General features: G+C 70.8%; 26 protein-coding genes and 1 pseudogene. 11 read left to right on the top strand and 16 right to left on the bottom strand.

Annotated features, from left to right (window positions below):
* The first annotated feature begins 20 nt into the window (after window positions 1–20).
* Together WBG99_RS07045 and WBG99_RS07040 are read left to right on the top strand one after the other, a co-directional pair.
* Window positions 21–221 carry a hypothetical protein gene (locus WBG99_RS07045; RefSeq protein WP_338895492.1) on the top strand — a complete coding sequence of 67 codons (201 nt, stop codon included), beginning with the start codon at window positions 21–23 and terminating at the stop codon, window positions 219–221.
* Between the two features lie 265 nt (window positions 222–486).
* The gene (locus tag WBG99_RS07040; RefSeq protein ID WP_338895491.1) at window positions 487–1,608 is read left to right on the top strand and encodes a LacI family DNA-binding transcriptional regulator; all 1,122 of its coding nucleotides are present in this window, start codon (window positions 487–489) and stop codon (window positions 1,606–1,608) included.
* Window positions 1,609–1,777: 169 nt separating this feature from the next.
* Here the strand turns inward: WBG99_RS07040 and WBG99_RS07035 are convergent, their stop codons facing one another.
* The 3 genes from WBG99_RS07035 to WBG99_RS07025 all read right to left on the bottom strand — a co-directional run bounded on the left by WBG99_RS07035 (window position 1,778) and on the right by WBG99_RS07025 (window position 3,844).
* Window positions 1,778–2,593, bottom strand: coding sequence for an SAM-dependent methyltransferase (locus tag WBG99_RS07035; RefSeq protein WP_338895490.1), 816 nt, complete (start codon window positions 2,591–2,593; stop codon window positions 1,778–1,780).
* Window positions 2,594–2,730: 137 nt separating this feature from the next.
* Complete coding sequence (locus WBG99_RS07030) at window positions 2,731–2,943, bottom strand: DUF397 domain-containing protein (protein ID WP_338900249.1); 213 nt, start codon at window positions 2,941–2,943, stop codon at window positions 2,731–2,733.
* Between the two features lie 25 nt (window positions 2,944–2,968).
* Window positions 2,969–3,844 (bottom strand): helix-turn-helix transcriptional regulator, encoded by an 876-nt coding sequence (locus WBG99_RS07025; RefSeq protein ID WP_338895489.1) that lies wholly within the window; start codon window positions 3,842–3,844, stop codon window positions 2,969–2,971.
* A 478-nt stretch (window positions 3,845–4,322) separates the two neighbouring features.
* Here WBG99_RS07025 and WBG99_RS07020 point away from each other — a divergent pair, with 478 nt between their 5' ends.
* On the top strand, window positions 4,323–4,790 hold the full coding sequence (locus tag WBG99_RS07020) for an ATP-binding protein (RefSeq protein WP_338895488.1): 468 nt from the start codon (window positions 4,323–4,325) through the stop codon (window positions 4,788–4,790).
* A 97-nt stretch (window positions 4,791–4,887) separates the two neighbouring features.
* On the opposite strand, the gene WBG99_RS07015 is transcribed toward WBG99_RS07020, so the two are convergent.
* The 3 genes from WBG99_RS07015 to WBG99_RS07005 form a co-directional block, all read right to left on the bottom strand.
* Entirely contained in the window at window positions 4,888–5,490 is a 603-nt protein-coding gene (locus tag WBG99_RS07015; RefSeq protein ID WP_338895487.1) for an ATP/GTP-binding protein, read from the bottom strand.
* A gap of 44 nt (window positions 5,491–5,534) precedes the next feature.
* Window positions 5,535–5,963 carry a roadblock/LC7 domain-containing protein gene (locus WBG99_RS07010; RefSeq protein WP_338895486.1) on the bottom strand — a complete coding sequence of 143 codons (429 nt, stop codon included), beginning with the start codon at window positions 5,961–5,963 and terminating at the stop codon, window positions 5,535–5,537.
* Window positions 5,964–6,036: 73 nt separating this feature from the next.
* A complete protein-coding gene (locus WBG99_RS07005; protein ID WP_338895485.1) occupies window positions 6,037–6,306 on the bottom strand; it encodes a hypothetical protein in 270 nt (89 codons plus the stop codon).
* Between the two features lie 783 nt (window positions 6,307–7,089).
* Here WBG99_RS07005 and WBG99_RS07000 point away from each other — a divergent pair.
* A complete protein-coding gene (locus WBG99_RS07000; RefSeq protein WP_338895484.1) occupies window positions 7,090–8,325 on the top strand; it encodes an acyl-CoA dehydrogenase family protein in 1,236 nt (411 codons plus the stop codon).
* A gap of 144 nt (window positions 8,326–8,469) precedes the next feature.
* Here the strand turns inward: WBG99_RS07000 and WBG99_RS06995 are convergent, their stop codons facing one another.
* From WBG99_RS06995 to WBG99_RS06970, 6 genes are all read right to left on the bottom strand, one after another.
* Window positions 8,470–9,054, bottom strand: coding sequence for a GAF domain-containing protein (locus WBG99_RS06995; RefSeq protein WP_338895483.1), 585 nt, complete (start codon window positions 9,052–9,054; stop codon window positions 8,470–8,472).
* A 37-nt stretch (window positions 9,055–9,091) separates the two neighbouring features.
* Window positions 9,092–9,694, bottom strand: coding sequence for an ATP/GTP-binding protein (locus WBG99_RS06990; RefSeq protein WP_338895482.1), 603 nt, complete (start codon window positions 9,692–9,694; stop codon window positions 9,092–9,094).
* On the bottom strand, window positions 9,672–10,040 hold the full coding sequence (locus WBG99_RS06985) for a DUF742 domain-containing protein (RefSeq protein ID WP_338895481.1): 369 nt from the start codon (window positions 10,038–10,040) through the stop codon (window positions 9,672–9,674). Before WBG99_RS06985 ends, WBG99_RS06990 begins: the two co-directional genes overlap by 23 nt.
* 4 nt (window positions 10,041–10,044) lie before the next feature.
* Entirely contained in the window at window positions 10,045–10,482 is a 438-nt protein-coding gene (locus WBG99_RS06980) for a roadblock/LC7 domain-containing protein (RefSeq protein WP_338895480.1), read from the bottom strand.
* Window positions 10,469–12,289: an ATP-binding protein gene (locus WBG99_RS06975; RefSeq protein ID WP_338895479.1), complete on the bottom strand. Its 1,821-nt coding sequence runs from the start codon at window positions 12,287–12,289 to the stop codon at window positions 10,469–10,471. Before WBG99_RS06975 ends, WBG99_RS06980 begins: the two co-directional genes overlap by 14 nt.
* Before the next feature lie 619 nt (window positions 12,290–12,908).
* A complete protein-coding gene (locus tag WBG99_RS06970; RefSeq protein ID WP_338895478.1) occupies window positions 12,909–13,865 on the bottom strand; it encodes a helix-turn-helix domain-containing protein in 957 nt (318 codons plus the stop codon).
* A 361-nt stretch (window positions 13,866–14,226) separates the two neighbouring features.
* Here WBG99_RS06970 and WBG99_RS06965 point away from each other — a divergent pair, with 361 nt between their 5' ends.
* The 5 genes and pseudogenes from WBG99_RS06965 (at window position 14,227) to WBG99_RS06945 (ending at window position 18,312) form a co-directional block, all read left to right on the top strand.
* Complete coding sequence (locus WBG99_RS06965) at window positions 14,227–15,582, top strand: ATP-binding protein (RefSeq protein ID WP_338895477.1); 1,356 nt, start codon at window positions 14,227–14,229, stop codon at window positions 15,580–15,582.
* The gene (locus WBG99_RS06960) at window positions 15,579–15,992 is read left to right on the top strand and encodes a roadblock/LC7 domain-containing protein (protein ID WP_338895476.1); all 414 of its coding nucleotides are present in this window, start codon (window positions 15,579–15,581) and stop codon (window positions 15,990–15,992) included. The genes WBG99_RS06965 and WBG99_RS06960 overlap by 4 nt, the downstream gene beginning before the upstream one ends.
* A pseudogene (locus WBG99_RS06955) lies at window positions 15,989–16,231 on the top strand (DUF742 domain-containing protein); the annotation flags it as partial. The gene WBG99_RS06960 and the pseudogene WBG99_RS06955, both read left to right, overlap by 4 nt.
* Before the next feature lie 129 nt (window positions 16,232–16,360).
* Window positions 16,361–16,963, top strand: coding sequence for an ATP/GTP-binding protein (locus tag WBG99_RS06950; RefSeq protein WP_338900248.1), 603 nt, complete (start codon window positions 16,361–16,363; stop codon window positions 16,961–16,963).
* Window positions 16,964–17,001: 38 nt separating this feature from the next.
* Window positions 17,002–18,312, top strand: coding sequence for a cytochrome P450 (locus tag WBG99_RS06945; RefSeq protein ID WP_338900247.1), 1,311 nt, complete (start codon window positions 17,002–17,004; stop codon window positions 18,310–18,312).
* A gap of 47 nt (window positions 18,313–18,359) precedes the next feature.
* Here the strand turns inward: WBG99_RS06945 and WBG99_RS06940 are convergent, their stop codons facing one another.
* A complete protein-coding gene (locus WBG99_RS06940) occupies window positions 18,360–19,607 on the bottom strand; it encodes a cytochrome P450 (protein WP_338895475.1) in 1,248 nt (415 codons plus the stop codon).
* 196 nt (window positions 19,608–19,803) lie between these two features.
* On the opposite strand from WBG99_RS06940, the gene WBG99_RS06935 reads away from it, so the two are divergent.
* On the top strand, window positions 19,804–20,190 hold the full coding sequence (locus WBG99_RS06935; protein ID WP_338895474.1) for a hypothetical protein: 387 nt from the start codon (window positions 19,804–19,806) through the stop codon (window positions 20,188–20,190).
* 108 nt (window positions 20,191–20,298) lie between these two features.
* Here the strand turns inward: WBG99_RS06935 and WBG99_RS06930 are convergent, their stop codons facing one another.
* Window positions 20,299–20,694 (bottom strand): DUF6114 domain-containing protein, encoded by a 396-nt coding sequence (locus tag WBG99_RS06930; protein ID WP_338895473.1) that lies wholly within the window; start codon window positions 20,692–20,694, stop codon window positions 20,299–20,301.
* Complete coding sequence (locus WBG99_RS06925; RefSeq protein WP_338895472.1) at window positions 20,691–21,353, bottom strand: DUF6230 family protein; 663 nt, start codon at window positions 21,351–21,353, stop codon at window positions 20,691–20,693. Before WBG99_RS06925 ends, WBG99_RS06930 begins: the two co-directional genes overlap by 4 nt.
* Before the next feature lie 743 nt (window positions 21,354–22,096).
* On the opposite strand from WBG99_RS06925, the gene WBG99_RS06920 reads away from it, so the two are divergent.
* On the top strand, window positions 22,097–22,750 hold the full coding sequence (locus tag WBG99_RS06920) for a Tat pathway signal sequence domain protein (RefSeq protein ID WP_338895471.1): 654 nt from the start codon (window positions 22,097–22,099) through the stop codon (window positions 22,748–22,750).
* A 13-nt stretch (window positions 22,751–22,763) separates the two neighbouring features.
* Here WBG99_RS06920 and WBG99_RS06915 read toward each other — a convergent pair whose 3' ends face one another.
* Window positions 22,764–23,426, bottom strand: a complete 663-nt coding sequence (locus tag WBG99_RS06915) for a lytic polysaccharide monooxygenase (protein WP_338895470.1) — start codon at window positions 23,424–23,426, stop codon at window positions 22,764–22,766.
* Between the last annotated feature and the right edge of the window lie 161 nt (window positions 23,427–23,587).

The raw sequence follows: 23,587 nt of genomic DNA, 5'->3' as shown, positions 1-23,587 counted from the left end.
TCGCCCTGGACGCCCACAAGTTGACGACCCGCGCGGCGTCTTCGGGCGAGGTCACGACGGCCGGCGACCGCGTCCCGGCGACGGAGCTGTACCCCGGCACCCACGCGCCGGTCGGGGTCGGCACAGGCACAGGCGCAGGCGGCCGGACGGGTCTCCTCGTCCTCGACGCGGCGACGGCCCGTACCGTCCACCGGGGCGTGCCTGGGGTACTGGGCGGCTGATCCTGTCCGGCGGCGGGTGGTCCTCGACGCCCACGCGGACGAGGTACGCGTCCACGGCTCGGCCCCGGATCCGTCGTTCGCCGTACCGCCCACGCACGAGCGGGCACCGGTGGCCGGCCGGGGTGATGCCGCAGGACGCGTCGGACGGGGCCTTGGCCGCCGCACCGGCACCCGCCCCCACAACCCCGGCCTCCCGGGCTCTCGGGTGCCCCGCCCTATCCTGTTGGCCCCAGGCCGAGCCCCGTCGAAGAAGAAGGCAGCCGCAATGCCCCGAAGTGTCACGGACGGCGCCGCGGCCGAAGGGCCCGGCGCGGCAGGCAGGGGCGGAACCGGCGGCCCCCGCACCCCCGGCAGCCGCAGCCGGCGGAACTTCGCGGGCTCCCGCCCGGTGATGGACGACGTCGCCCGCCTCGCAGGTGTCTCCAAGCAGACCGTCTCCCGTGTCCTCAACGACAACCCGGCGGTCCGGGCGGAGACCCGGGAGGCCGTGCGGGAGGCGATGCGGACGCTCGGCTACCGCCCGAGTCGCAGCGCGCGTTCGCTGGCCAGCGGCCGGACCCGGATGCTCGGCGTGATCTCGTTCGACGCGGCGCGCTACGGTCCCGCCTCCACCCTGACCGCGATCAACACGGCGGCCCAGGAAGCCGGCTACCTGGTGAGCTCCATCGCGCTCGACACGGCGGACCGGGACACCGTCGTCCAGGCGGTGGACCGGCTGTCGGCCGAGGGCGCGGACGGGATCATCGCGATCGCCCCGCAGCGCCCGGTGGCCACCGCGCTCGCGCAGGCCCGTCCGGACACCCCGCTGGTGATGATGGACAACGGCCTCGGCGACGGCACCCCCGTGGTCTCCTCCGACTTCACGGCCGGCGCACGGCTGGCGACCGAGCACCTGCTGGGCCTCGGCCACTCCACCGTCTGGCACATCGCGGGACCGAGCGGCTGGACGTCCGCCGACCGACGCGCCGAGAGCTGGCGGCGGACTCTGAACGAGGCCGGCGCACGCGTCCACGACCCCCTCGTCGGGGACTGGAGCGCCGACTCCGGCTACGAGCTGGGTCGGCGGCTGGCGGGCGGCCCGGACGTCACCGCCGTGTTCGTCTCCAACGACCAGATGGCGCTCGGCCTGCTGCGCGCCCTGCACGAGGCCGGCCGCCGGGTCCCGGCCGACGTGAGCGTCGTAGGCTACGACGACATCCCGGAGGCTGCCCATCTGCTGCCCCCGCTGACGACCGTACGTACCGACTTCTCCGAGATCGGCACGCGGTCGCTGCGCATGCTGCTGACCCAGCTGGACGACCCGGCGGACCCGGCCGACTCCCCGGAGAGGGAATCGATCATCCCGGTGGAACTCATCGTCCGTGACAGCACGGGGCCGGCACGCTAGTCCGTTCGCCGCTGGGGGTGCTGTGACCGGGCGCCGGGCGCCGGGCATCGACGTCGGGCGTCTGCGGCGGTGTCGTGGCTGGTCGCGCGGGTCCCCGCGCCCCCAACGCCCCCTGTGACCCGGCACCGAGCGGTCGCAAGACGCCGGGCCGGGAGGCAAGCCGCTCCCGTCAGGGCTTCCGGGCGATCGCCCCGTACATCGCGATGTCCTCGTCGCGGATGTTCTGCTCGCCCGTGCCGTCCGGGTTCCACTTGTGGACCTGGACGATGCCGGGCTCGACGAGTTCGAGACCGTCGAAGAACTCGTGGGCCTCGTCGACGGTGCGCAGCCGCATCGGCATGTCACGCGCCGCGTACTCGCGGGCGACGCGGCCCACTTCCTCAGGGGCGAACTCGGCGGTGCCGATGGTCATCGCCAGGTAGCTGCCGGAGGGGAGTGGTTCGAGGAGACGACGGACGATTCCGACCGCGTCGTCCTCGTCGAGGACGAAGTGCACGATCGCGATCACGGTGAGCGCGACCGGCTTGCTCAGATCGAGGGTCTCCAGGAACTCGGGGGAGCCGAGGACGGTCTCCGGGTCCTGGAAGTCGGCCTCGATGTACGCGGTCCGGCCCTCGGGGGTGCTGGCCAGTAGTCCCTGGGACAGGGTGAGGACGATCGGGTCGTTGTCCACGTAGACGACCCGGGACTCGGGGGCCACCGACTGGGCGATCTCGTGGAGGTTGGGTGAGGTGGGGATACCGGTTCCGATGTCGAGGAACTGGCGCATGCCGGCCTTCTCGGCGAGCCAGCGCACCGCGCGGTTCATCCAGTCGCGGTTGGCGCGCATGTGGACCGGCAGGGCCGGCCACTCGTGCGCCATCGCGTCCCCGGCCTCCTTGTCGGCCGGGTAGTAGTCCTTGCCACCGAGGATGTAGTCGTAGATACGCGCGGAATGCGCGTGCTCGGTGTCGATCCGGTCGGCCGGCCATCCGTTGTCGGGCAACGCCGCCCCTCCCATCAAGTCGTGTCGTCCAGGTGCACGGTCGGGCAGAGCTCCCGGTTCACCGATCGGGCACCCGGGATTCGAACAGGTTGTGCGTCAATGAGGCGTGGAAGCAAGGGAGTTCAGCCTGTTCCTGTTCAGAGCAGGAAGTCGGCCTCGCCCGCCTTCACGCCGTCCAGGAAACTGGTCATCTCCCGGGGGGTGAAGAGCAGTGCCGGGCCGTCGGGATCGGTCGACTGGCGCACGGCGACGCGGCCGTCGGCGAGCCTCTTCACCTCCACGCAGGCACCGCCCGCGTCGTCGCTCCACGGCCGGTGCCAGTCCTGGGTGCCGAGGTCACGGGCCTTCATGCCGTTGCGTATGAGGTGGTGCACGTCACAGCTCCTTGCGTATCGCACCGAGGAGGACCTCGGTCTTGCGGGCGGGCGCCGACTGCGCGCCCAGCCGGTCCAGGGCCTCGCGGTAGACGACGACGTCGTCCCCCTTGTCGAGATACACGGCGCCCACCAGACCGCTGAGGTAGACGATGTCCGGCAACTCGGGTGCCCTGAACCGGAAGAGGTGGAACGCACCGGCCCGCATCGCCGGATGCGGGCCGGTGCGGAACGGCATGAGCTGGACCGTCACATGCGGCAGCCGGTTCAGCTCGATCAGATGGTCGATCTGCGCGCGCATCACGTCCGGCCCGCCGACCGGCCATCTGAGCACCGTCTCGTCCATCACCACCCACAGCCGCGGCGGTTGCTCACGGGTGAGGAGTTCCTGACGCCGCATCCGCAGCGCCACCCGCCGCTCGGTGGCCTCGGTCGCCGCGTGCGGATTGCCCGCGCCGAGCAGGGCGCGCGCGTACTCCTCCGTCTGGAGCAGGCCGTGCACGAACTGTGCCTCGTACGCGCGGATCTGCAGCGCCGCCTGCTCCAGACTGAGATAGGCGGCGAACCAGTCGGGCAGCACGTCGCGGTAGGTGTGCCACCAGCCACGCTTGTTGGCCTCGCGGACCGACTTCAGGAAGGTCTCGATCTCCTGCTGGTCCCGGACGCCGTAGACCTGGAGCAGTTTCTCGACGTCCGCGAGGCGGAGCCGGGCGACCTTGGCGGCCTCCATGCGGCGGATCGTGGAGTGGCTCACCCCGATCGCCTCGCCCGCCTGCTCGAAGGTCAGCCCGGCACGGGTGCGCAGCTCCTCCAGCTGTCTGCCGAGGATCATGCGCAGCACGGAGGGGGCTCCACCCCAGTCGGTCTCCGCGGTCACGCCCACCCCTCCCCTCACACCGAGCACAGAGGTCCTGTCAACTGCCTTGTCGGGTATTGCGCGCTTTCCCTCGATGGATGCGTGTTGTTGTGCGAGTCGCTTCGAGAGCGCAGTCTGACACGATCTTGGCTCGAACGGGGGCGGCATGCGACCCACAAAATGCAAATTTCAACTTGCTGGTTGCGAGGTGTTGTTCGCGGATGCCACAGTGGACGTACCGTCACGGCTTCGGCGAACGCCGGTGTCGCGCGGCCAGGTTGGGGGAGATGTGGCCGCAACTCAGCGCCGCTCTGCGTAAGTCGCGGCAGACTCGCGGAGATGGCGAGGCGGTCCTGGCACCGGCACCTCTCCGGTGCGAATAGCCCACGAAAGGCATACGGCGATGGCTTCGCCCACCCTCCCCCGGTCCACGGACAGGTTGGCCCCGGTCATGTACCCACCCCTTGGAGCAGAGGCCTACGAACCCCACAGAGCGGGGGTGTTCGGGCTTCCGGCGATGCCCGCCTCGGCGGGCGAGGCGCGCCGGACCATGCGCGAACTGCTCGACGAGTGGCGGGTGCCCGCGGGGACCCGCGAGGACGTCCTGCTGATCACGTCCGAGCTCGTCACCAACGCGCTCACGCACACGGACAGCGAGTGGATCGTGTGCCGGCTGCACATCACCGGCGGTCGGCTCCGGATCGAGGTCGAGGACCAGAACAGCGGCCACGCGCAGCCCGCCCGGCGTCGTCCGGGCCCCGACGACCAGAACGGGCGAGGGCTCATGCTGGTCGGCCTGCTCAGCAGCGGCTGGGGGGTCCGGGACACCCCACAACGGTCCGGTCGCGTCGTCTGGGCAGAACTGCCGTCGGAGGGCCGGGAATCCGCCGAACCCGCCCCTCCGACGGCCCCACCGGGCCACCGGCCCGCCCCCGCACCCGACCTGACCGACCCGTCCTGGACGTAGGCCCCGGTCGCACGGATCGCGACCGGGCCGGACCCGTCCCGACTTCACCGGCCGTGCCGAACTCCCCGCCGGGTCAGCCTCATCGCGGCCCTGACGCTCAGCCCGGCCGGAGGCCCGCGGCCACCAGCCGGGCCTCCATCCTCCGGCGGGCCGCACCGAGCACCGCCAGCAGGACCTCCTTGCTGGACTGACGTTCGCGTACGTCGCAGAGAACGACCGGCACGGTGGGCGCCAGGGCGAGCGCCTGGCGCACCTGCTCGGCGTCGACCTCACGGCGGCCGTCGAAGCAGTTGACGCCGACCGCGAACGGGATACCGCGGGACTCGAAGAAGTCCACCGCGGCGAAGGAGCTCTCCAGCCGCCGGGTGTCGGCGAGGACCACGGCCCCGAGGGCGCCGCTGGAGAGGTCGTCCCACATGAACCAGAAGCGGTCCTGGCCCGGCGTACCGAAGAGATAGAGCACCAGCTCGGGCGAGATGGTGATGCGGCCGAAGTCCAGGGCGACGGTGGTCGCGACCTTCTTCCCGACCCCCCTGAGGTCGTCCACACCCCGGCCCGCCGCGGTGAGGTGCTCCTCGGTCGCCAGCGGGGTCACCTCGCTCACCGAGCCCACCAAGGTGGTCTTGCCGACGCCGAAGCCACCCGCGATGAGGATCTTCAGAGCGGTGGGTACGACCGGTCCGGAGCTGACGGACACCATCCATCACCCTTTCGACGAGTTCCGGGCCCGGCCGTCGGCGAGGCTCACGCGTCCTGCACGTAACCGGACGGGGTTTCCGTACGGGGCGCCGCGCTCAGGTACTTGCCGACCTGTTTGACCAGCGTGCCCATCTCGAACGCCATTATCCCGACGTCCACCTCCTCCGCGGCGATCGCGGCCAGCCGCGCGCCCCGGCCGGCGGCGGTGACGAAGAGGAACGCCCGCTCCATCTGGATGACCGTCTGCTGGACCTCGCCGCCGTGGAAGTGCCGGGCCACGCCCCTGGCCAGGCTGTGCATTCCCGAGCCGACCGCGGACAGGTGCTCCGCGTCGTCGAAGCGGATGTCCTTCGACTTGCCGACGAGGAGGCCGTCCCCGGACAGCACGATGGCACAGCGGATCTCGGGTATCCGTTCCACGAGTCCGTCCAGCAGCCAGTCCAGCCGGGGACCGGGTCGTACCTGCTCTGTCATGTCCTGCGTGTTCCTCACGGTCGGTCGGCACCAGGGGCGGCGCCGGGTGGTCGGGCGCCGGGGGACGCGCCCGTCAGCCGGGGCCGGGGTGTGGTGTCCGCCGGCCGCCGGTGTCGTCCGGTCCGGTGAGCCGGGCGCGCGTCGAGCCCCGCCGGATCGCCACCATGACGCGGGCGAGGGCGTCCGGGCAGAGCGTGTCCGCCGCGTCGTCGTCCTCCACGGGAACCCGGGCCGGTTCCGCGCGGGGCCCCGGCGCGGGCGGCGCGCCCCGGGGCCGCCGGGGCAGGCCCTGGGGGAGGGGAGGCTGGGAGCCGGCCTCGGAGCGGGACGTCTCACCGCTCATCGGGGCCACCGTGTCGTATCCCGCGTGCGGGCGCCGTGGGTGCCTGGCATCTGATTCCTCGTACGACAGCGAACATCCGATGGCGATGGGGGGTGCTGCGGGTCGCTCGGCATCCCCCTGCTCCGACGTGACACGCCGTCGGAGGATGTCAGCGGCCGGGACGGAACGCTATCAGGCCCCGACCCCCGTCGTCAGCACCCGTCGGGCCGCAACTCACCGTCGGGCGGCGGCTCTTGAGGAGCGTCGCGCAAGCGGGTGCGCGGACTCGGGGCCCGTCCGGCGGATCGCCGTGGCGGCGCTGCGGAGCGAGTGCTTGCGGGGCGCTTGCCAAAAGGGGACTTGTCGATACCGCTATGCGCGGGGATCGTCGTTCTCCGGCCAGGTCCGGCACGTTTGGGCGTGGCTTGAAATCTGTCTCGAACCACTCAAACATGAGCGGACGGTGCGTCAGTTTGGTATCTGGCGGCACACGGCGTCGAGAAGAGACGTTCTGGGCCGTGGGTGCCTGGTGGTCAGGCTGGTGGTTGCCTGCGCCCAGGTCAGGGCAACTGTGCAAGTTCGGCTTGGAAAGTATCAAAATGTGGACGCGGTTGCACTCTCGTCTCACATTCATGCTCATACTTCAACAGCCCATATTTCGGCCAAACCTACTAAACGATCTTGGCCTGAGAGGTTGATTTGTAGACCATGTTGCACGTCGGCCAGGTCCCCCCTTTGGAACCACAGCCTGACGGACAGCCACCGCGTCTTGCCGGGCGCGGGGAAACGCGAGAAGGGCTTGGCGTGGAACACGTCTTCACAACTCAACATCACGAGGATCTGCGGCAGCGTGTACGCGAGTTCGCCGAGCGTGTGGTAAGGCCACTGATACCCGAGATGGAAGCCTCCCGTACCGCTCTGGTAGGTCTCTCCCGACTGATCGCCGAGCAGGGCTGGATCGGCGCGACGATCGACCCGGTCTACGGCGGCATGGGCGCGGGGCATCTCGCCAAGACGGTCATCATCGAGGAACTGTCCCGTGTCAGCGGCGCGATGGGGGCGATGGTCCAGGCCTCCCAGCTCGGCGTCGCCAAGATCATCCACTTCGGCGACGAGAGCCAGAAACGGACCTGGCTGCCGAGGATCGCCGGGGGGCAGGTGCTGCCGACCATCGCGGTCACCGAGCCGGGGTCGGGGGGCCACGTAGCCGGCATGGAGAGCAGCGCCGTGCGGGACGGCGACGACTACATCCTCAACGGCCGCAAGGTCTTCGTCGGCAACAGCCATGTGGGAGACGTGCACGGCGTCGTCGTCCGCACCGGTCCGGGCTCCAAGGGCATGACGGCCTTCCTCGTCGAGTCCGACCGTCCCGGCTTCTCCCTCGCCGAGCAGGTGCCCTCCATGGGCCTGCACGGCTTCAGCTTCGGGGAGCTCATCTTCGACGACTGCCGGGTGCCGGCCGCCAACCGGCTCGGCGAGGAGGGCGAGGGCCTGGCCGTCGCCTACTCCTCCTCGGTGCTCTACGGCCGCCCCAACCTGACGGCGGTGTCCCTGGGCATCCACCAGGCGGTGTTCGAGGAGACCGCCCGGTACTGCGGCGAAGTGCAGCGCTACGGAAAGTCGTTGGGGCACCTGCCCAACGTCAAGATCGAGCTGGGGCGGATGCTGCAGCGCCTCACCCTCGCACGGCAGAGCGCCTACCTCGCGGCGCATCTGCTGGACCAGGGCCGGCCCTGCGACGTGGAGCTCATGACCGCCAAGCTCTTCAACGTCGAGTCGTCCATCGAGTCGGCCCAGGCATCCATGAAGATGCACGCGGCCTGCGGCCTGTTCACCGACCGCCCGGTGGAGCGCTATCTGCGCGACGCCCTCCACATCTACGCACCCGCCGGCACCTCCGAGATCCAGGGCCTCAGACTCGGTGAGTTCGCCCTCGGCGAGAACAAGGGCCAGTGGTCCGAACGTCTCGCCGACCTGGTCCGTAGCCCGCGGTTCGAGTCGCGGGAGACGGAGCTGAGCCCGGTCGGCGAGCTGGTCTAGGGCTCGCCGGTCTCGTCCGCCGGGCGGGGCCGGTGAAGCAGGGAACCGCGGACACGACGTCGTGTCCGCGGCTTTCGTGAGCCGGGTGCCCGGCCGCCCGCTTCCCCTCGACCCACCGGACCGGCGAAGGGCACCCGGTCGGACTCAGTTGCCGCCGGCGATGACCTGGATCTGGTCGGACATCTCCTGCGCCATGTGCTTGATGATCTCCAGCCGTTGACGTCCCCACGTCCGGGAGTCGGTGTCGACGACGCAGATCGTGCCGAGGTTGATCCCCGCCAGCGTGTCGATCAACGGCGCGCCCATGTACGAGCGGATGCCGATCTCGTCCACGACCGGGTTGCCCGCGAACCGCGGGTAGTCACAGACGTCGTCGAGCACCAGCGCCGTGGTCCGCTTGACGGTGTGCGGGCAGAAGCCGTGGTCCAGGCGCATCTCCCGGCTCATCGAGGTCTCGCTCGCGTGCCCCTGGGCGACGTTCACGGGCCCCGCGTCGGGCGTGTAGAGCCCGGCGAAGAACTGACGCCTGTCGTCGACGAAGTTGACCATCGCGTACGGCGCGTCGAGCTCCAGCGCCAGCCGCCGCGCGAACGCGTCGAACTCGGCCCGGGGGGTGTTCGCGAGCCCGAGCTGTGCGAGCCGGGCGGCGCGTTGCGGGCCGCCCGGGTCCTCGGGGGTCAGCAGCAGACGGTCGAGCGGTGGTTCATAGGAGGAATAGGGGGTGTTCATGCGAACTCCGTTCGGGGTCGGCCGGGTCGAGTAGGGGTCAGCGGAGCACGGGTGGCTGGTGCGTCGCCACACCGGGTGTCATGCCGAGCAGATGCTGCACGAGTTCGACGAGCACCCCCGTACCGGAGCTGCAGTGCCGGGCGTCGCAGAACACGATCGGCGCGTTGGACTTCAGACCGATCGCGTCGCGGACCTCTTCGGTGGAGTACTGGTACGCCCCGTCGAACTCGTTCACCCCGACGACGAACGGGATTCCGCGCACCTCGAAGAAGTCCACCGCGGGGAAGCACGCGTCGAGCCGACGGGTGTCGGCGAGTACGACCGCGCCCAGCGCCCCGTCGGACAGTTCGTCCCACATGAACCAGAACCGTTCCTGTCCGGGTGTGCCGAACAGGTACAGGACATGGTCCGAGTCGAGGGTGATGCGGCCGAAGTCCATGGCCACGGTGGTGGTGGACTTCTCCTCCACCCCGTCGAGGCTGTCGGTACGGACACTGGCCGTGGTGATGACTTCCTCGGTGCTCAGTGGCGCGATCTCGCTGACCGCCCCCACGAAGGTCGTCTTGCCCACCCCGAACCCTCCCGCTACGAGGATCTTCAGGGCGGTCGGGAAAGGGTCAGAGCCGTGCGCGTAGGCCATCAAGCACCGCCTCCAGAACTTCTCGGTTGGCGGCGGAGGCCGCCTCGACGGCACGGGGCGCCCGTGCGGTGAGCGCCTCGTGCTGCACTAGGTCGGACAACAGGACTTTGGTGACGGCGACCGGCAGGTTCATCCGGGCGGACACCTCGACCACCGGCACCGGCCTGACGCACAGGCCGAGCACCATGTCGTGGTCGGGGCCGAGGTCGGTGATCGGCTGGACGCCGGTGGCCATCACCAGGGTGAGCAGGTCGAACGGCGTCGAGGGCCGAGTGCGCCCGTTGCTGACGGTGAACGGCCTGACTAAGCGTCCGGCCTCCTCGTCCAGGAACATCTCGTCCGTCATCGCGTCACATCCCCGCGCTGGACGGTGCGGTGGTCGGGCGGCGGGCCGGTGTGGCGAGGAACGGCTGCACGGCCCGGATCAGCATGCCCATCTCGTAGCCGAGCGTCTCGGTGTGCGTCGACGCGTCCGCGGTGACCGCCAGCACGGCGCCATGGCCGGCCGAGGCCACGATGAGGATGCCGTTGTGCAGTTCCACGATGACCTGACGGACGGTGCCGCCGTTGCCCAGCACCCGGTCGTGGCCGAAGGAGCGGCCCAGGGAGTTGAGCCCGGAGGCGATGGCGGACAGCCGGTCGGCGTCGTCGCCGCCCAGGTCCACATGTGCCTTGCTCAGCCCGTCGGAGGAGAGCAGCAGCACCTGCCGGGTGCCGGGGACGGTCTTCTTGAGGTTTTCCAGCAGCCAGTCGATGTTCTGCCCGGTGGGGTGGCTATCGCTCACCATGGTGGGGTTCTTCTCCTTGCGTTCGGGGCGGGGCCCAGCGCGTGTCGTCGACGGGGATCGCGTCGGAGGTCGCGCCGGCGAGACCGAAGCCTCGATTGATACCGGCCAGGAGGCCGGGGCTGAAGTTCAGGTCCTGCTCAGTGGTCTCGGCACGGGGGGCGGGCCCGTTGCGGAGCTCGGGTGCCAGGTGCTCCATCGCGCGGCGCTTCGGCAGGACCGGCCGGCCGGAGGGCCCGGAGCCGTGCGGGGCGGCCGTGGGACGTTCGTAGCCCGAGGGGCGGTACTCGGACCTGACCTCCGAGACCGGCTGCGCCCGCTCGTGCCGGGCGGCCACCGGGGCGGGCGCGGGCGCCGGCCGTTGCGGTACGCCCGCCGGATGGCCGGCGTGCGCCTGGGACGGCAGGGGAACCGGCGGCGCGGACCGTGGTGCGGCTTCCCAGGCGGGCACGGAGCCCTGCGCGCGGTGGGGCGCGGGCACCTGCGCCGGCTGGGGCGGGGGCACCTGTGCGGGCTGGGGCGGGGGCACCTGCGCCGGCTGGGGCGCGGCCAGCCGTGCCTGGACCGGCGCCTGTCCCTCCTCGTCGCCCAGCAGCCCCTGCGGCAGCACCAGGATCGCCTGGACACCGCCGTAGATGTTGCCCCGCAGTTCGACCGCGATGCCGTGCCGGCGGGCCAGGGACGAGACCACGAACAGACCGATCCGGCCGTCCGCGAGCAGCTTGGCGACGTCGATGCGGGCCGGGTCGGCGAGCAGTGTGTTGATCCGGTCCTGGTCCTCCTGCGGTATGCCCAGGCCGCGGTCCTCGACCTCGATGGCGATGCCGGCGGTCACCCGCCGGGAGCGCAGCAGGATCTGGGTGTCCGGGTGGGAGAACATGGTGGCGTTCTCGACGAGCTCGGCCAGCAGGTGGATGACGTCGGCGACCGCGTGGCCGCGCAGCGTGCCCTCGATCGGCGGCACCAGCTTGACGCGGGAATACTGCTCGACCTCGGCGATCGAGGACCGCAGCACCTCGGTCAGCGTCACGGGATTGGTCCACTGGCGGCGGGAGACCGCGCCGCCGAGCACGGCGAGGTTCTCCGCGTGCCGCCGGATACGGGTGGCCAGATGGTCGATGCCGAAGATGCGCCGGAGCAGGTCCGGGTCCTCGACCTGGTTCTCCAGATCGTCCAGCTCACGGATGGTGCGGTGGACGAGCGACTGCAGCCGGCGAGCCAGGTTGACGAAGACCTCGACCTTGTCGCTGTTGTCGTCGGAGGTGGCCTGGAAGTGACTCGCCGCCCAGACGAGCGCCTCGCGGGCCCGGTGCTGGGCCTGCGTGACCTCGTACCCCAGTTTCTGGTACGGGTCTTCGGTGCGCGGCGCCTGGTAGGCGAACCCGCGTGAGAGCAGCTGCTCGCCCCGCTTGAGCCTGGTCAGGTCCTCGTCGAGCGCCCAGTTGCCGGTCGTGATGGCCCGCCGCAGCGACTCGGCGCGCTTGGCGTCCGCCTTGGCCCGGGACCTGGCCGCCATCACGGCCCCGGCCAGGCAGCCGCAGCCGAGGACCGCGCCGCCGGCCAGCACACCCCAGGTGGCGGCGTCGGCCGTACCTTCCTGCAGTCGCAGGACCGTGCCCGTGACGGCGGTGGATATTCCGGCCATGAACGCCGCGGGGAGCACGGCGAGCCGCGTCAGCCGGGGCCGGCCCGCCGAGGCATCCGCGGCATCCGCGGTACCGGACTTTCCGTGCCGGGCGCGAGGAGGGGGAGTCGTCGTGTCCGGCCGACCGTGATCCGGGGTCGTTGCGAAGGGTGGGGGTTCAGGCATCGGAGTCCTCTCGATCAGCCAGTACGCGACAGAGTAGCGAAGAACGTCAACTACCTGACCAGCAGTCCTAGACGCCCAGGGGAGGTCTGTCACCTGAAGTGCCGTCAGTGCGGCAAGGGCTTGAGAGGCCTTTGTACCGTCTCTTCGCGACGTGGTGCCGCAACAGTTCTTCACACCTCGGTCATGGCGCCGTGCCACGTGTGAAAGAGGGGCGGCCAAGCGGTGGGCCACCTGCGGGTTCTGTCACGGCGGCCCACGGCCGGGTCCGGGCCGGCGAAGCGCCGGCCGTAGGTTTCGCGCCACTCGGCCGCTTTCCGGCGCACCGCCGACCCGGGTTACCGCGTGCACCGTCGGCCGCGGGGTAAACGCGGTCACACACAGTGGGCACGACGAATCCCGGCAACATTCACACCGGGGAGTCGGAAAGTCCGCGTGTGCCTGCTCGCGGAGGGGGTGCTCACCTCGGCGGGGGCGGGGCGGCCTGGTCGGCTCCGGTTATGCTTTGACCAAGCTTTAGACTTCAATGAGCCTGGGGAGGGCGGAGGTGTGAGAGCCTGTTCACCGGGTGCCGTCGCGCTGCGGACCTGCGGGAACTCCGCTGGTTCCGCCTGGAGTCGAGTCAACGGGTGTTCTGGCGCATCTCCCGTGGGCTGACTCCGTAGCGCCGCCGGAAGGTGGTGCTGAGGGCGCTCGCGGAGGAGAAGCCGACGGAGTGGGCGAGGTCCGTGATCGTCATGTGCTCGCACTCCGCGCACAACAAGCGGTCCCGGACCAGGCGCAGCCGCTCCTCACGGATCAGCTCGCGGGGTGTGGTCCCGGCCTTCTGCAGCGCGAGCTGGATCTGGCGCAGCGACCAGCCGAGGGCGCGCGCCACCGTCGTACCCGTGAGGTTCGGATCGGCCACGTGGTCGCGGACATAGCGGCGGACCATCGACTCCACCTCGCCCAACTGGCCCGGGGCGTCGGGGCGGTCGTCGCCGACGGTGAGCATGCAGACCAGCTCGACGACACGGTCGGCGACGGCGTTGAAATCCGGCTCGGTGAGGTGCTCCCGCTCCTCGTGCAGGCCGGTCAGCATCGAGCCGACGATCCGGCCGAGGCCTGCGGAAAGGTCCAGACCGCAGGCGATCGGTGACCTGCTGTTGAGCCGGCCGTCCACCTCACGGGCCGGGATGGTGAGGATGAACGCGTCGAGGGCGTCGCCCTGAAAGCACTGGAAGGGGGACGCGAACGTGACCAGTGCGCCGGTGCCCGGGGTCAGCCGGGCCTCCTCGCCGTCCTGGCGCAGCACGACCTCGCCGCGCACCGGCAGCAGCAGCCGGTAGTCCTCGTCCGGGTCCTGGCGCACCTGGCGGGGTGTGCGCGTGTACTCGATCTCGTCCGACAGGTACTTCACCAACTGGTACGTGTCGGTGCGCTGCCGGACGGCCTCGCCGCGGAAGGAGTCCGAGTGGGCGTACCGGAAGCCCATGCGGGACTGGTACGTGCCGATCTGCTCGGTCCAGAAGTCGGCGCGCCGGCGCGGCGCCAACTCCTCGGTGGTCAGCGCCTCGACGCTGTAGCTTCCCGCGGGCAACGCTGCTCCTCCCTTGTGCCGGGCCTCCGACGGCGTCCTTGTGGTCTCTTACGGGCCCGGACGGAAAAAGCTTCAACTTCTTTTCGAACTAAGATAGTTACCATCCGGTCACACCCGGAGGGCACCCTAGCGTGGCAAGCGGTTGCCACGCCTCCCGGCCGGTGGTCGAATATGCAGGGGAAACCGTGTGTCCGCCTCGCGCCCCTTGCGCCACTCGTGCGCCCTGTGGCAACTTCCCTGCGCGTCACGGAAAGCACCCGAGCGGTCGCACCGCTAGCGTCGGGCGCTCCGTCAACTCACGCCCGACGTCCTGGACCCGCGGACGCCTGGGGACTTGAGGACGTAAGGACTTGTGGACTTCATGACCGAACCGATACCGCAGGCGGTGATCTGGGTCCTGGCAGCGGCCTTGTGCGTCACCGCCGTACTCCTGCTGCGCCAGCACGGGATCACCAGGCGGCAGCGCCGGCGCAACGCCGCTCTGGCCGACGACGTGCGGGTCCGGGAGGAGGAGCTGCGCCATCTGGTCACGGTTCGGCTGCCGGCCCTCGCGGACCACCCAGGCCAGGGCGTCCCCTGCGTCGGCCCGCTCGACGGACGGATCGCCGACACGGAGTTCGGCAAGGGCCTCGGCGAAGTGCTGGCCCGCTTCACCGGCGCCGTCGAGCACGCGCAGGCCCGCGCCGACCAGTCCGCCAAGGCCGCCCTCAAGGCGTCGATGCGCTCGATCCAGGCCCTCGCCAACGAACAGCAGGTGTCCATCGCCGAGATGCAGGACCGGCACGACGACCCCGACGTGCTGCGCGACCTTCTCGAAGTCGACCACACCAACGCCCAGTTCGGCCGCCGCGCCCAGGCCATCGCCGTCCTGTGCGGCTCCTGGCCGGGCCGGCAGCGCGCCACCTCCCCGCTCGTCGAGGTCGTCCGGGGCGCCACCTCGCGCATCCGCGACTACCGCCGCATCCGCGTCCACGGCCAGGTCGACATCGCGGTGGTGAGCCGTGCCGTCGAGCCCGTCGTCCTCGCGGTCGCCGAACTGCTCGACAACGCCGCCCGGCACTCGCAGCCCAACACCACGGTCGAGGTCAACGTCCAGTCCGTGCACAACGGCGCCTGCGTCGTCATCGACGACGCCGGCGTCGGCATGGACGGCCAGGCCGTGCACCGCGCCACCCATCTGCTCAGTGGACGCAGCGAGGTGGACGTCACCCGCCTCGACGACCCGCCCCAGTTCGGCTTCGCCGTCATCGGGTTGCTCGCCCGCCGCTACGGGTTCACCGTCTCCGTCGACACCCGCTCGCCGTACGGCGGCGTCCGCGCGGTCGCGTTCCTGCCCACCGCGGTGCTCACCCACCCGGAGCCCGCCGTCCCGGAGCCACAGACCGACCCGACACCCGTACCGGACACCGACTCCGCCCCGCACCGCCCGGCCACCGCCGAGGACACACCCGCGAGCACCACCGGGGGCGGGCTGCCCAAGCGCCGCCGGCGCACCCCCAGGCGGACGACCGCCCCCGAGCCGGAGCCCGCGCGGACCGAGGAGGCCCCCGGCCGCTCGCCCGAGGAGAACGCCCGCATCATGGGCGCCTTCGCCCGCGGCACCCGCTTCGGCCGGGCGGCCGGACGCATCCTCGACGAGGACGAGTACGTCCCCGACCCCGCCGCCGACCCCACAGGGCCCACCCCCCACAACAACGAAGGGACCCCCCACGCATGATCGAGCCCACGACCAACGAGCTGGGCTGGATGCTCGACGACGTGCTGAAGGTGCCCGAGGCGCGGCACGCCATCCTGCTCTCCGCCGACGGCATGCTCCGCGCCCACTCCGCCGGCATCGACCGCGACGACGCCGAGCGCCTCGCGGCCGGGCTCTCCGGACTGCAGTCGATCAGCCGCAGCACCGCCGAGTTCTGCGGCTCGGAGGACAGCCCGTGGCGGCAGACCCTGATCGAGTTCGGGCACGGCTTCGTCTTCCTGGTAGCGGCCGGCGAGGGCGCCCATCTCGCGGTGTCCACCGGCGACGAGGTCGACATGGAGGCGGTGACGTACCGCATGCACAAGCTCGTCGACCGGCTCGGCAAGGAGCTCTCCAGCCCCGCGCGGCTGGACACGGGCAGCAGGACATGACACCCCGCCGCAGGCCCGAGGGGCGCCTGGTGCGGTCGTACGTCGTCACCGGCGGCCGGGCCCACCCCACCCGCAACACCCTGGACCTGGTCACGCTGCTGATCGCCACCACCGACCTGCCGCTGACCGGCCTGAACCCGGAGACGCGCCGCGTGATGGAGCTCTGCCGGCCCGGCGCGCTCTCCCTCGCCGAGGTCGCCGGCCATCTGCGGCTGCCGGTCAGCGTGACCAAGGTGCTGGTCGCCGACCTCATGGACAGCGGCCACATCGTCACCCGCGCACCGTCCCCCACGTTCGAACGGACTCACGCGGGGGACTCCAGTCGGCCGTCCGGCCGTTCGACGCCAGAATCCTCCAGGAGGTCCTCGATGGGCTCCGCGCCCGCCTCTGACGACGTCTACCTGCGGCCGACCGTGAAGACGGCGGTCAAGCTGCTCGTCGTCGGCCACTTCGCGGTCGGCAAGACCACCTATGTCGGCACGCTCTCCGAGATCCGGCCGCTGCGCACCGAGGAGGTCATGACGCAGGCCGGCGCGCTGGTCGACGACCTCGCCGGCACCCGCGACAAGACCACCACCACGGTCGCCATGGACTTCGGCCGGCTCACCCTCAACGACTCCCTGGTGCTGTACCTGTTCGGTGCCCCCGGACAGCAGCGCTTCACCAGGCTCTGGCAGGACATGACCCGCGGCGCCCTCGGCGCGCTGGTCCTCGCCGACACGCGGCGCCTGTCCCACTCCTTCGACGTCATGGGCGTCCTGGAGGAGCTGGAGCTGCCGTACGCCGTCGCCGTCAACGACTTCGACGGCGCCCCCGTGCACGGCCTGGACGAGGTGCGCGAGGCCCTCGACCTGCTGGACGAGACGCCGCTGGTGCGCTGCGACGCCCGCGACCCGGAGTCCTCCACCCGGGCGCTGATCTCCCTCGTCGAGTACCTGCTGAGCCGCGAGACCGAACCGGAGCCCGCGTGAGTGCGGTACCGCCGCCGGGCTGCCCGGCCCACCGGCCCATGTACGGGCCGGAGTTCGCCGCCGACCCGGCCGAGTTCTACCGTCGGGCGCGCGCGAGCGGCCCGACCACACCCGTGGAGCTGGCGCCCGGCGTGCGGGCCACCCTCGTCACCTCGTACGAGGCCGCCCTGCACGTGCTGCGCAGCACCGAGACGTTCGCCAAGGACGCGCGCCGCTGGAACGACCTGAACGACGGCACGGTCCCCCCGGACAGTCCCGTCGTGCCGATGATGATGTACCGGCCCAACGCGCTGTTCTCCGACGGCGAGGAGCACCGGCGGCTGCGCGGCGCCATCACCGACAGCCTGGCCCGGGTCGAGCCCAGCACCCTGCGCGGCTATGTCGAGCGCAGCGCCGACACCCTCATCGACCGGCTCGCGCCCACCGGCAAGGGGGACCTCCTCGGCGAGTACGCCCAGGTGCTGCCCCTGCTCGTCTTCAACCACCTCTTCGGCTGCCCGGCCGAGCTCGGGCTGAGGCTGGTCGAGGGCATGTCCGGCATCTTCGACGGGGTGGACGCCGAGCGGGCCAACGAACTGCTCACCAGCACGCTCTTGCAGCTGGTCGCGCTGAAGCGGAAGCAGCCCGCGGCCGATGTGACGTCGTGGCTCACCCTGCATCCGGCGCGGCTCACGGACGAGGAGATGATCCACACGCTCGTCGTCCTCATGGGCGCGGGCACCGAGCCGCAGCAGAACCTCATCGCAGGCGCTCTGCGCCTGCTGCTGTGCGACGACCGCTTCGCGGGTGACCTGTCCGGCGGCAGCCTGCCCGTCGAGGACGCCCTCGACGAGGTGCTGTGGACCGACCCGCCGATGGCCAACTACGCCGTGCACTACCCGAAGCGGGACGTGCTGTACGAGGGTGTGCTCCTGAAGGCCGGCGACCCGCTCGTCATCTCGCTGGCCGCCGCCAACACCGACCCGGCCCTGACGAGCGATCAGCGCGTGGGCAACAGGGCCCACTTGGCATGGAGCGCCGGCCCGCACGGCTGTCCCGCGCAGAGCGAGGCGCGGCTCATCGCGTCGGTGGCCGTGGAGAAGCTCCTCGACCGGCTGCCGGACGTCGAACTCGCCGTGCCGGCGGAGGCGCTGGAGTGGCGTCCGGGGCCCTTCCACCGGGCGCTCGCCGCGCTGCCGGTGACGTTCCCGCCGGCGCCCGTGGTCGGCACGGCGGTCCGGGCGCCCGCGTCTCCCGCGGGCCGCCCGGACAGGCCGCACGGCCGTGGTTCCGGGGCCCGGGTGCCGGCGGAGCCCACCCGCCCGAAGAGCGGCTGGGCCCGGTTGCCGGCCTGGTGGCGCGGCGGGTAGCCGCCCCGTCGAAAACGCCCGGCGGGCGCGCGGACGCGGGGTGTCCGTCAGGCGTCGCGGACGGGGAGGCGGCGGTGGCCGTTGGAGATGAACGACTCCACGTACCCCAACTCCTCGCCCGTGGCGGCCGGCCGCAGCGAGGGGAACCGGTCGAAGAGCGCCGGGAGCGCGATGCGGGCCTCCATGCGGCCGAGCGGGGCGCCCAGGCAGAAGTGGACCCCGTGCCCGAAGGCGAGGTGCTCCTTGTCGGCACGGGTGACGTCGAACCGGTCGGCGTCCTTCCCGTGCCGCTCGGGGTCCCGCCCGGAGGCGGCGTACGCGGCCAGGATCGGTTCACCCTTGCCGATCACCACGCCCTCGGGGCCGCCGAGCTCGGCGAGGTCGAGATCCTCCACGGCGTAGCGCAGCGGCAGGCTCGCCACCGGCGCCTCGTACCGCATCGTCTCCTCCACCACGTCCTCCCAGGTCGCCCGGCCCTCCCGGACATGGGCGAGTTGCTCGGGGTGCGTCAGCAGCGCGTGCACGGCCTGGTCGAGGAGGTTCACCGTGGTCTCGTGCCCGGCGCTGATCATCAGCACCAGGGTGTCGAGCAACTCCTGTTCGCTGAGCCGGGTGTCGTCCTCGTCGCGGGCCGCGATCAGCCCCGTGGTGAGGTCCTCGCCGGGCGACTCCCGCTTGGTGGCGACGAGTTCGCCCAGCACGCCGTACAACTGCTCGTAGGCTGCCGTCATCTCGCCAGGGTCGGCGGAGGTGTCGAAGATCTTGTCCACCAGCTCCCGCAGCAGCGGTCCGCGTTCCTCGGGCAGCCCGAACAGCTCGCTGATCACCTGGATCGGCAGCGGGTAGCAGAACTCCTCCCGCAGATCGACCGTCTCGCCGCGCCGGAAGCCCTCGTCGACCCGGTCGAGCAGCTCCTTGGTGATCTCCTCGACGCGGGGCCGCAGCGCGGCCGTCCGGCGCGCGGTGAACGCCTTGGAGACCAGAGTCCGCAGCCGTTTGTGTTCACCGCCGTACGCGGTGAACATGTTCTGTACGGCGACCCAGGTGAACAGCGGCCACTCCGGGGTGATCTCACCGGCGCCGAGCCTGGGCCAGTGCTGGCGCGCGTCCTTCGACACCCGGGGATCGGTGAGTAACCGCTTGAGCAGCTCGGGGCTGCTGACGGCCCATGCCTCGACGGCGGGCGGCCCCGGCAGCACGACCCGGGCCGCCGGACCCGTCTCGCGGATACGGGCGGCCTCACCGTGGATGTCACGGCCGGTCGCGTCAATCACTATGGGGCTGGGGTTGCCCATCGAACCCTCCTGCGGTCGACATCAGTCCAACAGCACAACGTAGACGTCCGGTCACGCTATGGCTTGGTCGCGACGTCGGGGGAGATCACGGGCCGTGCGCTGCGTACGACGGCAACTTCCCTGCGCGTACTCGCAAGTCGGGTTCCGTACCGGCTCCTAGGATCGGCCTCACCCCCATGAAGAGCCGGTGAATGCCATGACTGTCAGCAGGGCCCCGCGCTGGATGTGCGCTTACAGCCCCGAGGTGCGCACGGTGCTGGCCGGGCGCTGGTGGAACGCCGTACGGGTGCCGGTCGTCCTCGGCGCCCCCGCGCTGAAGTCCCTCGCGGACGAGTCGGGCGCCGTGATCAAGGACGGCTACGGCGGCATCCTGTACTGGCTGATCCCGCCGGGCGCCGCGACCGACTGGCGGCTGACCGGCGTCCAGGTTCTCGGACCGGGCAGCCATGTCGCGGTCCCGCCCCTGCGCCGCACCTCGGGCCCCGGCCTCTTCTGGCGTGTCCCGCTCTCCCGCGAGCACTACTGGACCGATCCGGAACGCCTCCGCACGGCCCTCACGGCCGCCGCCGTCGCCGCACGGTGAGTGCCGTTCCCCGCGCCCCAGGAGAGGCGCGGGGCTGTTGTCGATACGCGGCTCCGCGGCGTGGGCGCGAACGACCACGACTCACCCGCACCCGCCGAACGACCTCGACTAACCGAGCTCCGCCACATGCTTCTCCCGCCGCCTCGCGGAGCGCTTCGGCCGGGGTTCCTGGTCCGGTAGCCAGCCGAAGGCGAGCGAGCTGCCGATCACACCCATCAGCAGGCCGACGACGAAGCCGCCGATGTTGGAGGTGAGCCAGGTGCCCAGCGAGAGCATGATCCCGAGGATGGAGTAGAACAGGCGCTGCGCGGGGTTGAAGACGATCAGCAACCCGCACACGATCATCAGTGAGGGCAGCAGATAACCCGCCAGGCCCTGCATACCGATCTTCAGGATGACCGGCAGCGGCGCCTTCATGGTCAGCAGGATCTCGGCGCCGCCCAGCACCAGCAGCAGTCCACCGGCGAACGGCCGGTGTCCTCTCCATTCCCGGAACCGGCTCACTTCGAACAGCCCTCGCTCTGGAACCTCATGTGCAGGTCGGGGAGCTTGAAGACGGCCGCGGTGGCGGCGTAGTTGTGCTGGTACAGGTCGGTGATGGTGACCGAGTCCGCCTGCTGGCCGTAGACACCGGGGGGACCCTGCTGTCCGACCTTGTCGAACGTGCTGGAGTCGCGGCCGATCTCCATGTTGTTGAACGCGGCGTCGCCCTTGATGTCGTCGGAGTCGATCGCCAGGTTCTTCACACTGACCGGCGTGGACTTGTTGCCGGCGGTGAGGACGAGCTGGATGCCGCCGAGGTCGACGCTCTGGCAGAGGTTGGTCAGCTTGCCGTTCTTGACGACCGAGGTCACGACCAGCACCTGACCGCCGGTGTCGCCCTCGTTGGGGCTGTTCTCGATCATGTGGTCCAGCGCGCCGAACTGGGCGAAGCCCTGGCCTTCGAGCTTGTCGGCGGTGACGACGAACGGCATGCCCGAGATGGCGAACTGGACACCCAGAGCGCCCTGCGCGGTGAGGACCATCAACCCGGCGGCGACCGCCGTGGCCGGCACCGCCATCACGGCGGCGCGCTTCAGGCGGACCCGCCCGCGTCTTCCGGACGCTTCGGGACCCTCGGGTCTTTCGTTGGTGGACGCCGTGGCGTCCGAGGACGAGGCCATGTGTGCTCCCTGGACTTCCAAGTCATTGCAGATGGGGCTTCGACGGCACGTTGTCCTGGCGCGGACAGCGGTTGCGGCGCACACCCGCGCACACCTCCCGAGCATGCGAGGGCCTGCTTGCTACGCCGCAGTAGCCATTCGCGAAGTTACCGGTGGTTACATTCAAGGGTCAAGGCGCTTGTGGCAAAAGGATGTCGGTTGTGCCGCATCCGTGAAAGGTGAACAACTCTCACCTTTGGTTTTGTCGTCCGGCAGCCTTCGGCTGTGCCTCCAGGCGTGTTGTCACGGGTCGTCAACTTCCTTGAAGTGCCTTGACGTTGACTCATTCCCAGGTCTACAACTCTCCCGGGTTCCCCCCGCGGATCCGTGGCGCCGGATCCGAACGCGCGGCGTATGTCACCGTCCCGAACTCCCCGTCGCAGACGGGGTGTGGGTGACACACCCGAACGCGCCGCGCGGCCCAACGCAGCACCACCCCTCGCCGAGGTGCCGGGCACGGTCGCCTTTCCCCTCCACCGGACCGTGCCCGGCCCCCGGCTGTCGCCGTCGATCCGTCACGTACGGAGAAGGCGTGCCACGGATCGGCGGCGACCGTACAGCGCCGTGCGGCATCGCCGCGTCACCCCGCGCGAACGGTCCCGCTCGCGTGCGACTCATCGCAGCCCTCGCTTCCCGAGGGCTGTCACCCGCACCTCCCGAGGGCTGTCATCTGCGGCCCTCGCTTCCTGAGAAGAGGCATCCTCATGCGTACGCGATCCCTTCTTGCCCTCGTCGGAACCACCGCCGCCCTGATGGTGTCGGCCGTCAGCCCCGCCTCCGCCGCGGACACCGTGCTCACCACCGGCGGTCCCGCGGGTGACGCGGTCGCCACCGGGGACGTGCTCAACGCCTCCCTCGCCTCGGGCACCGCCGCCACGTTCTACTCCAGCGCCACCGGCACCAGTGGTGTCTCCTGCGCCGAGTCGGGCTTCGAGGCCGTGGTCGAGGAGAACCCGGCGGCGCCCGGCACGGCCACCGAGACGGTCACGAGCCACACGTTCGGCAGCTGCACCAGCAACGTGTTCGGTGTCCTCGGCGTCACCGGCGTCACGGTCAACAACCTGCCCTACACGGCCGCGGTCTCCTCGGACGGTGCCGTCTCCATCACCCCGTCCGCCGGCTCGGTCATCCAGACCACCGTCGTCCTGCGCACCCTGCTGGGCAGCATCAACTGCGTCTACCAGGCGCCCAGCATCACCGGCACGGCGAGCAACGACGACAACAGCATCAACTTCGTCGGCCAGGCGTTCACGAAGACCTCCGGCTCGTCCCTGTGCTTCAGCAGCGGCTACTTCACCGCGAAGTACGCGCCCGTCACGAACACCACCCAGGGCGGCGCGTCGGTCCACGTCAACTGAACCAGGACACGGATCAGTCGCCTGACGGGCAGCTGATGTGAGAGTGGTGCCCGCGTCCGCGCGGGAAGAGGGCGGTGCCCGCGGCGAGTACCAACGCCGCGGGCACCGCCCTCCACCAGTGGCACGGTGGTGCCGCTCTCGTCCGTCGTGGAGGCCGACGGGGCTGTCGGGGTCGACTGCCCGAGCGTCGCCGGCGCCCGTGTCCGCTGCGACGGGCGGCGCCTCCGTGGACTCCGTGGGCATGGGCATGGGCGTGGGCTTGGCGGCGGGCCCGGGCTTTTCCGCCGCCGACTTTCTCGGCCTCGGTCTCCTCGCCCCCGGCGGGTGGCTTCGCCGGACGTGCGCCATCGGTCTTCGAGTCGGCCTGCTTCACCCAGGGGAACGCCGCGTCCGAACACGAGTAGCAGGTGTCCACCGTGCTCGTGTCGTGCCGGATGGCGCACAGCACATGGTGCCCTGGCCGGTCCGTCGGCGGCTTCGCAGGGAAACGGTACGAGCCGTCCCGGAGCTGCGGGTCGGTGACCGAGGCGAACGGCCTCTCGGGCAGGTCGGACCGCTCAGCGGCTTCGTGGGGTCGTAACCCGGCTCCGCGGGACGGGTGCCGGCGGCTGAGGGCTGGTGCCCGGGGCTTCGGATCCCGGATCCGAGCACCCGAGTCCAGGCTCGGGCGGTCCACGGAGACGTACGGAACCCGCGCGTGCAGTGTTCCACGCGCCGACCTTGTTCGGCCGGCCGGATCCCGTCACGCGCCGTACGGGGGCAGCGCCTCGGCGAAACCGGCGAAGTGTCATATCCGGGCCCGACTGTCGGGCGGCATAGGGAAGTTACCGACGGGTC

The sequence above is a fragment of the Streptomyces sp. TG1A-60 genome (assembly GCF_037201975.1).
Classification (GTDB): domain Bacteria; phylum Actinomycetota; class Actinomycetes; order Streptomycetales; family Streptomycetaceae; genus Streptomyces.
The sequence above is the reverse complement of the archived record's forward strand: the minus strand, read 5'-3'. Positions and strand labels throughout refer to the sequence as shown.

Coding starts and splice junctions, on each gene's coding strand:
- WBG99_RS07040 (WP_338895491.1), top strand. CDS start 487: ATGCCCCGAAGTGTCACGGACGGCGCCGCGGCCGAAGGGCCCGGCGCG.
- WBG99_RS07030 (WP_338900249.1), bottom strand. CDS start 2,943: ATGAAGGCCCGTGACCTCGGCACCCAGGACTGGCACCGGCCGTGGAGC.
- WBG99_RS07015 (WP_338895487.1), bottom strand. CDS start 5,490: ATGGTGTCCGTCAGCTCCGGACCGGTCGTACCCACCGCTCTGAAGATC.
- WBG99_RS07010 (WP_338895486.1), bottom strand. CDS start 5,963: ATGACAGAGCAGGTACGACCCGGTCCCCGGCTGGACTGGCTGCTGGAC.
- WBG99_RS07005 (WP_338895485.1), bottom strand. CDS start 6,306: ATGAGCGGTGAGACGTCCCGCTCCGAGGCCGGCTCCCAGCCTCCCCTC.
- WBG99_RS06995 (WP_338895483.1), bottom strand. CDS start 9,054: ATGAACACCCCCTATTCCTCCTATGAACCACCGCTCGACCGTCTGCTG.
- WBG99_RS06990 (WP_338895482.1), bottom strand. CDS start 9,694: ATGGCCTACGCGCACGGCTCTGACCCTTTCCCGACCGCCCTGAAGATC.
- WBG99_RS06985 (WP_338895481.1), bottom strand. CDS start 10,040: ATGACGGACGAGATGTTCCTGGACGAGGAGGCCGGACGCTTAGTCAGG.
- WBG99_RS06980 (WP_338895480.1), bottom strand. CDS start 10,482: ATGGTGAGCGATAGCCACCCCACCGGGCAGAACATCGACTGGCTGCTG.
- WBG99_RS06975 (WP_338895479.1), bottom strand. CDS start 12,289: ATGCCTGAACCCCCACCCTTCGCAACGACCCCGGATCACGGTCGGCCG.
- WBG99_RS06965 (WP_338895477.1), top strand. CDS start 14,227: ATGACCGAACCGATACCGCAGGCGGTGATCTGGGTCCTGGCAGCGGCC.
- WBG99_RS06960 (WP_338895476.1), top strand. CDS start 15,579: ATGATCGAGCCCACGACCAACGAGCTGGGCTGGATGCTCGACGACGTG.
- WBG99_RS06950 (WP_338900248.1), top strand. CDS start 16,361: ATGGGCTCCGCGCCCGCCTCTGACGACGTCTACCTGCGGCCGACCGTG.
- WBG99_RS06945 (WP_338900247.1), top strand. CDS start 17,002: ATGTACGGGCCGGAGTTCGCCGCCGACCCGGCCGAGTTCTACCGTCGG.
- WBG99_RS06940 (WP_338895475.1), bottom strand. CDS start 19,607: ATGGGCAACCCCAGCCCCATAGTGATTGACGCGACCGGCCGTGACATC.
- WBG99_RS06935 (WP_338895474.1), top strand. CDS start 19,804: ATGACTGTCAGCAGGGCCCCGCGCTGGATGTGCGCTTACAGCCCCGAG.
- WBG99_RS06925 (WP_338895472.1), bottom strand. CDS start 21,353: ATGGCCTCGTCCTCGGACGCCACGGCGTCCACCAACGAAAGACCCGAG.
- WBG99_RS06920 (WP_338895471.1), top strand. CDS start 22,097: ATGCGTACGCGATCCCTTCTTGCCCTCGTCGGAACCACCGCCGCCCTG.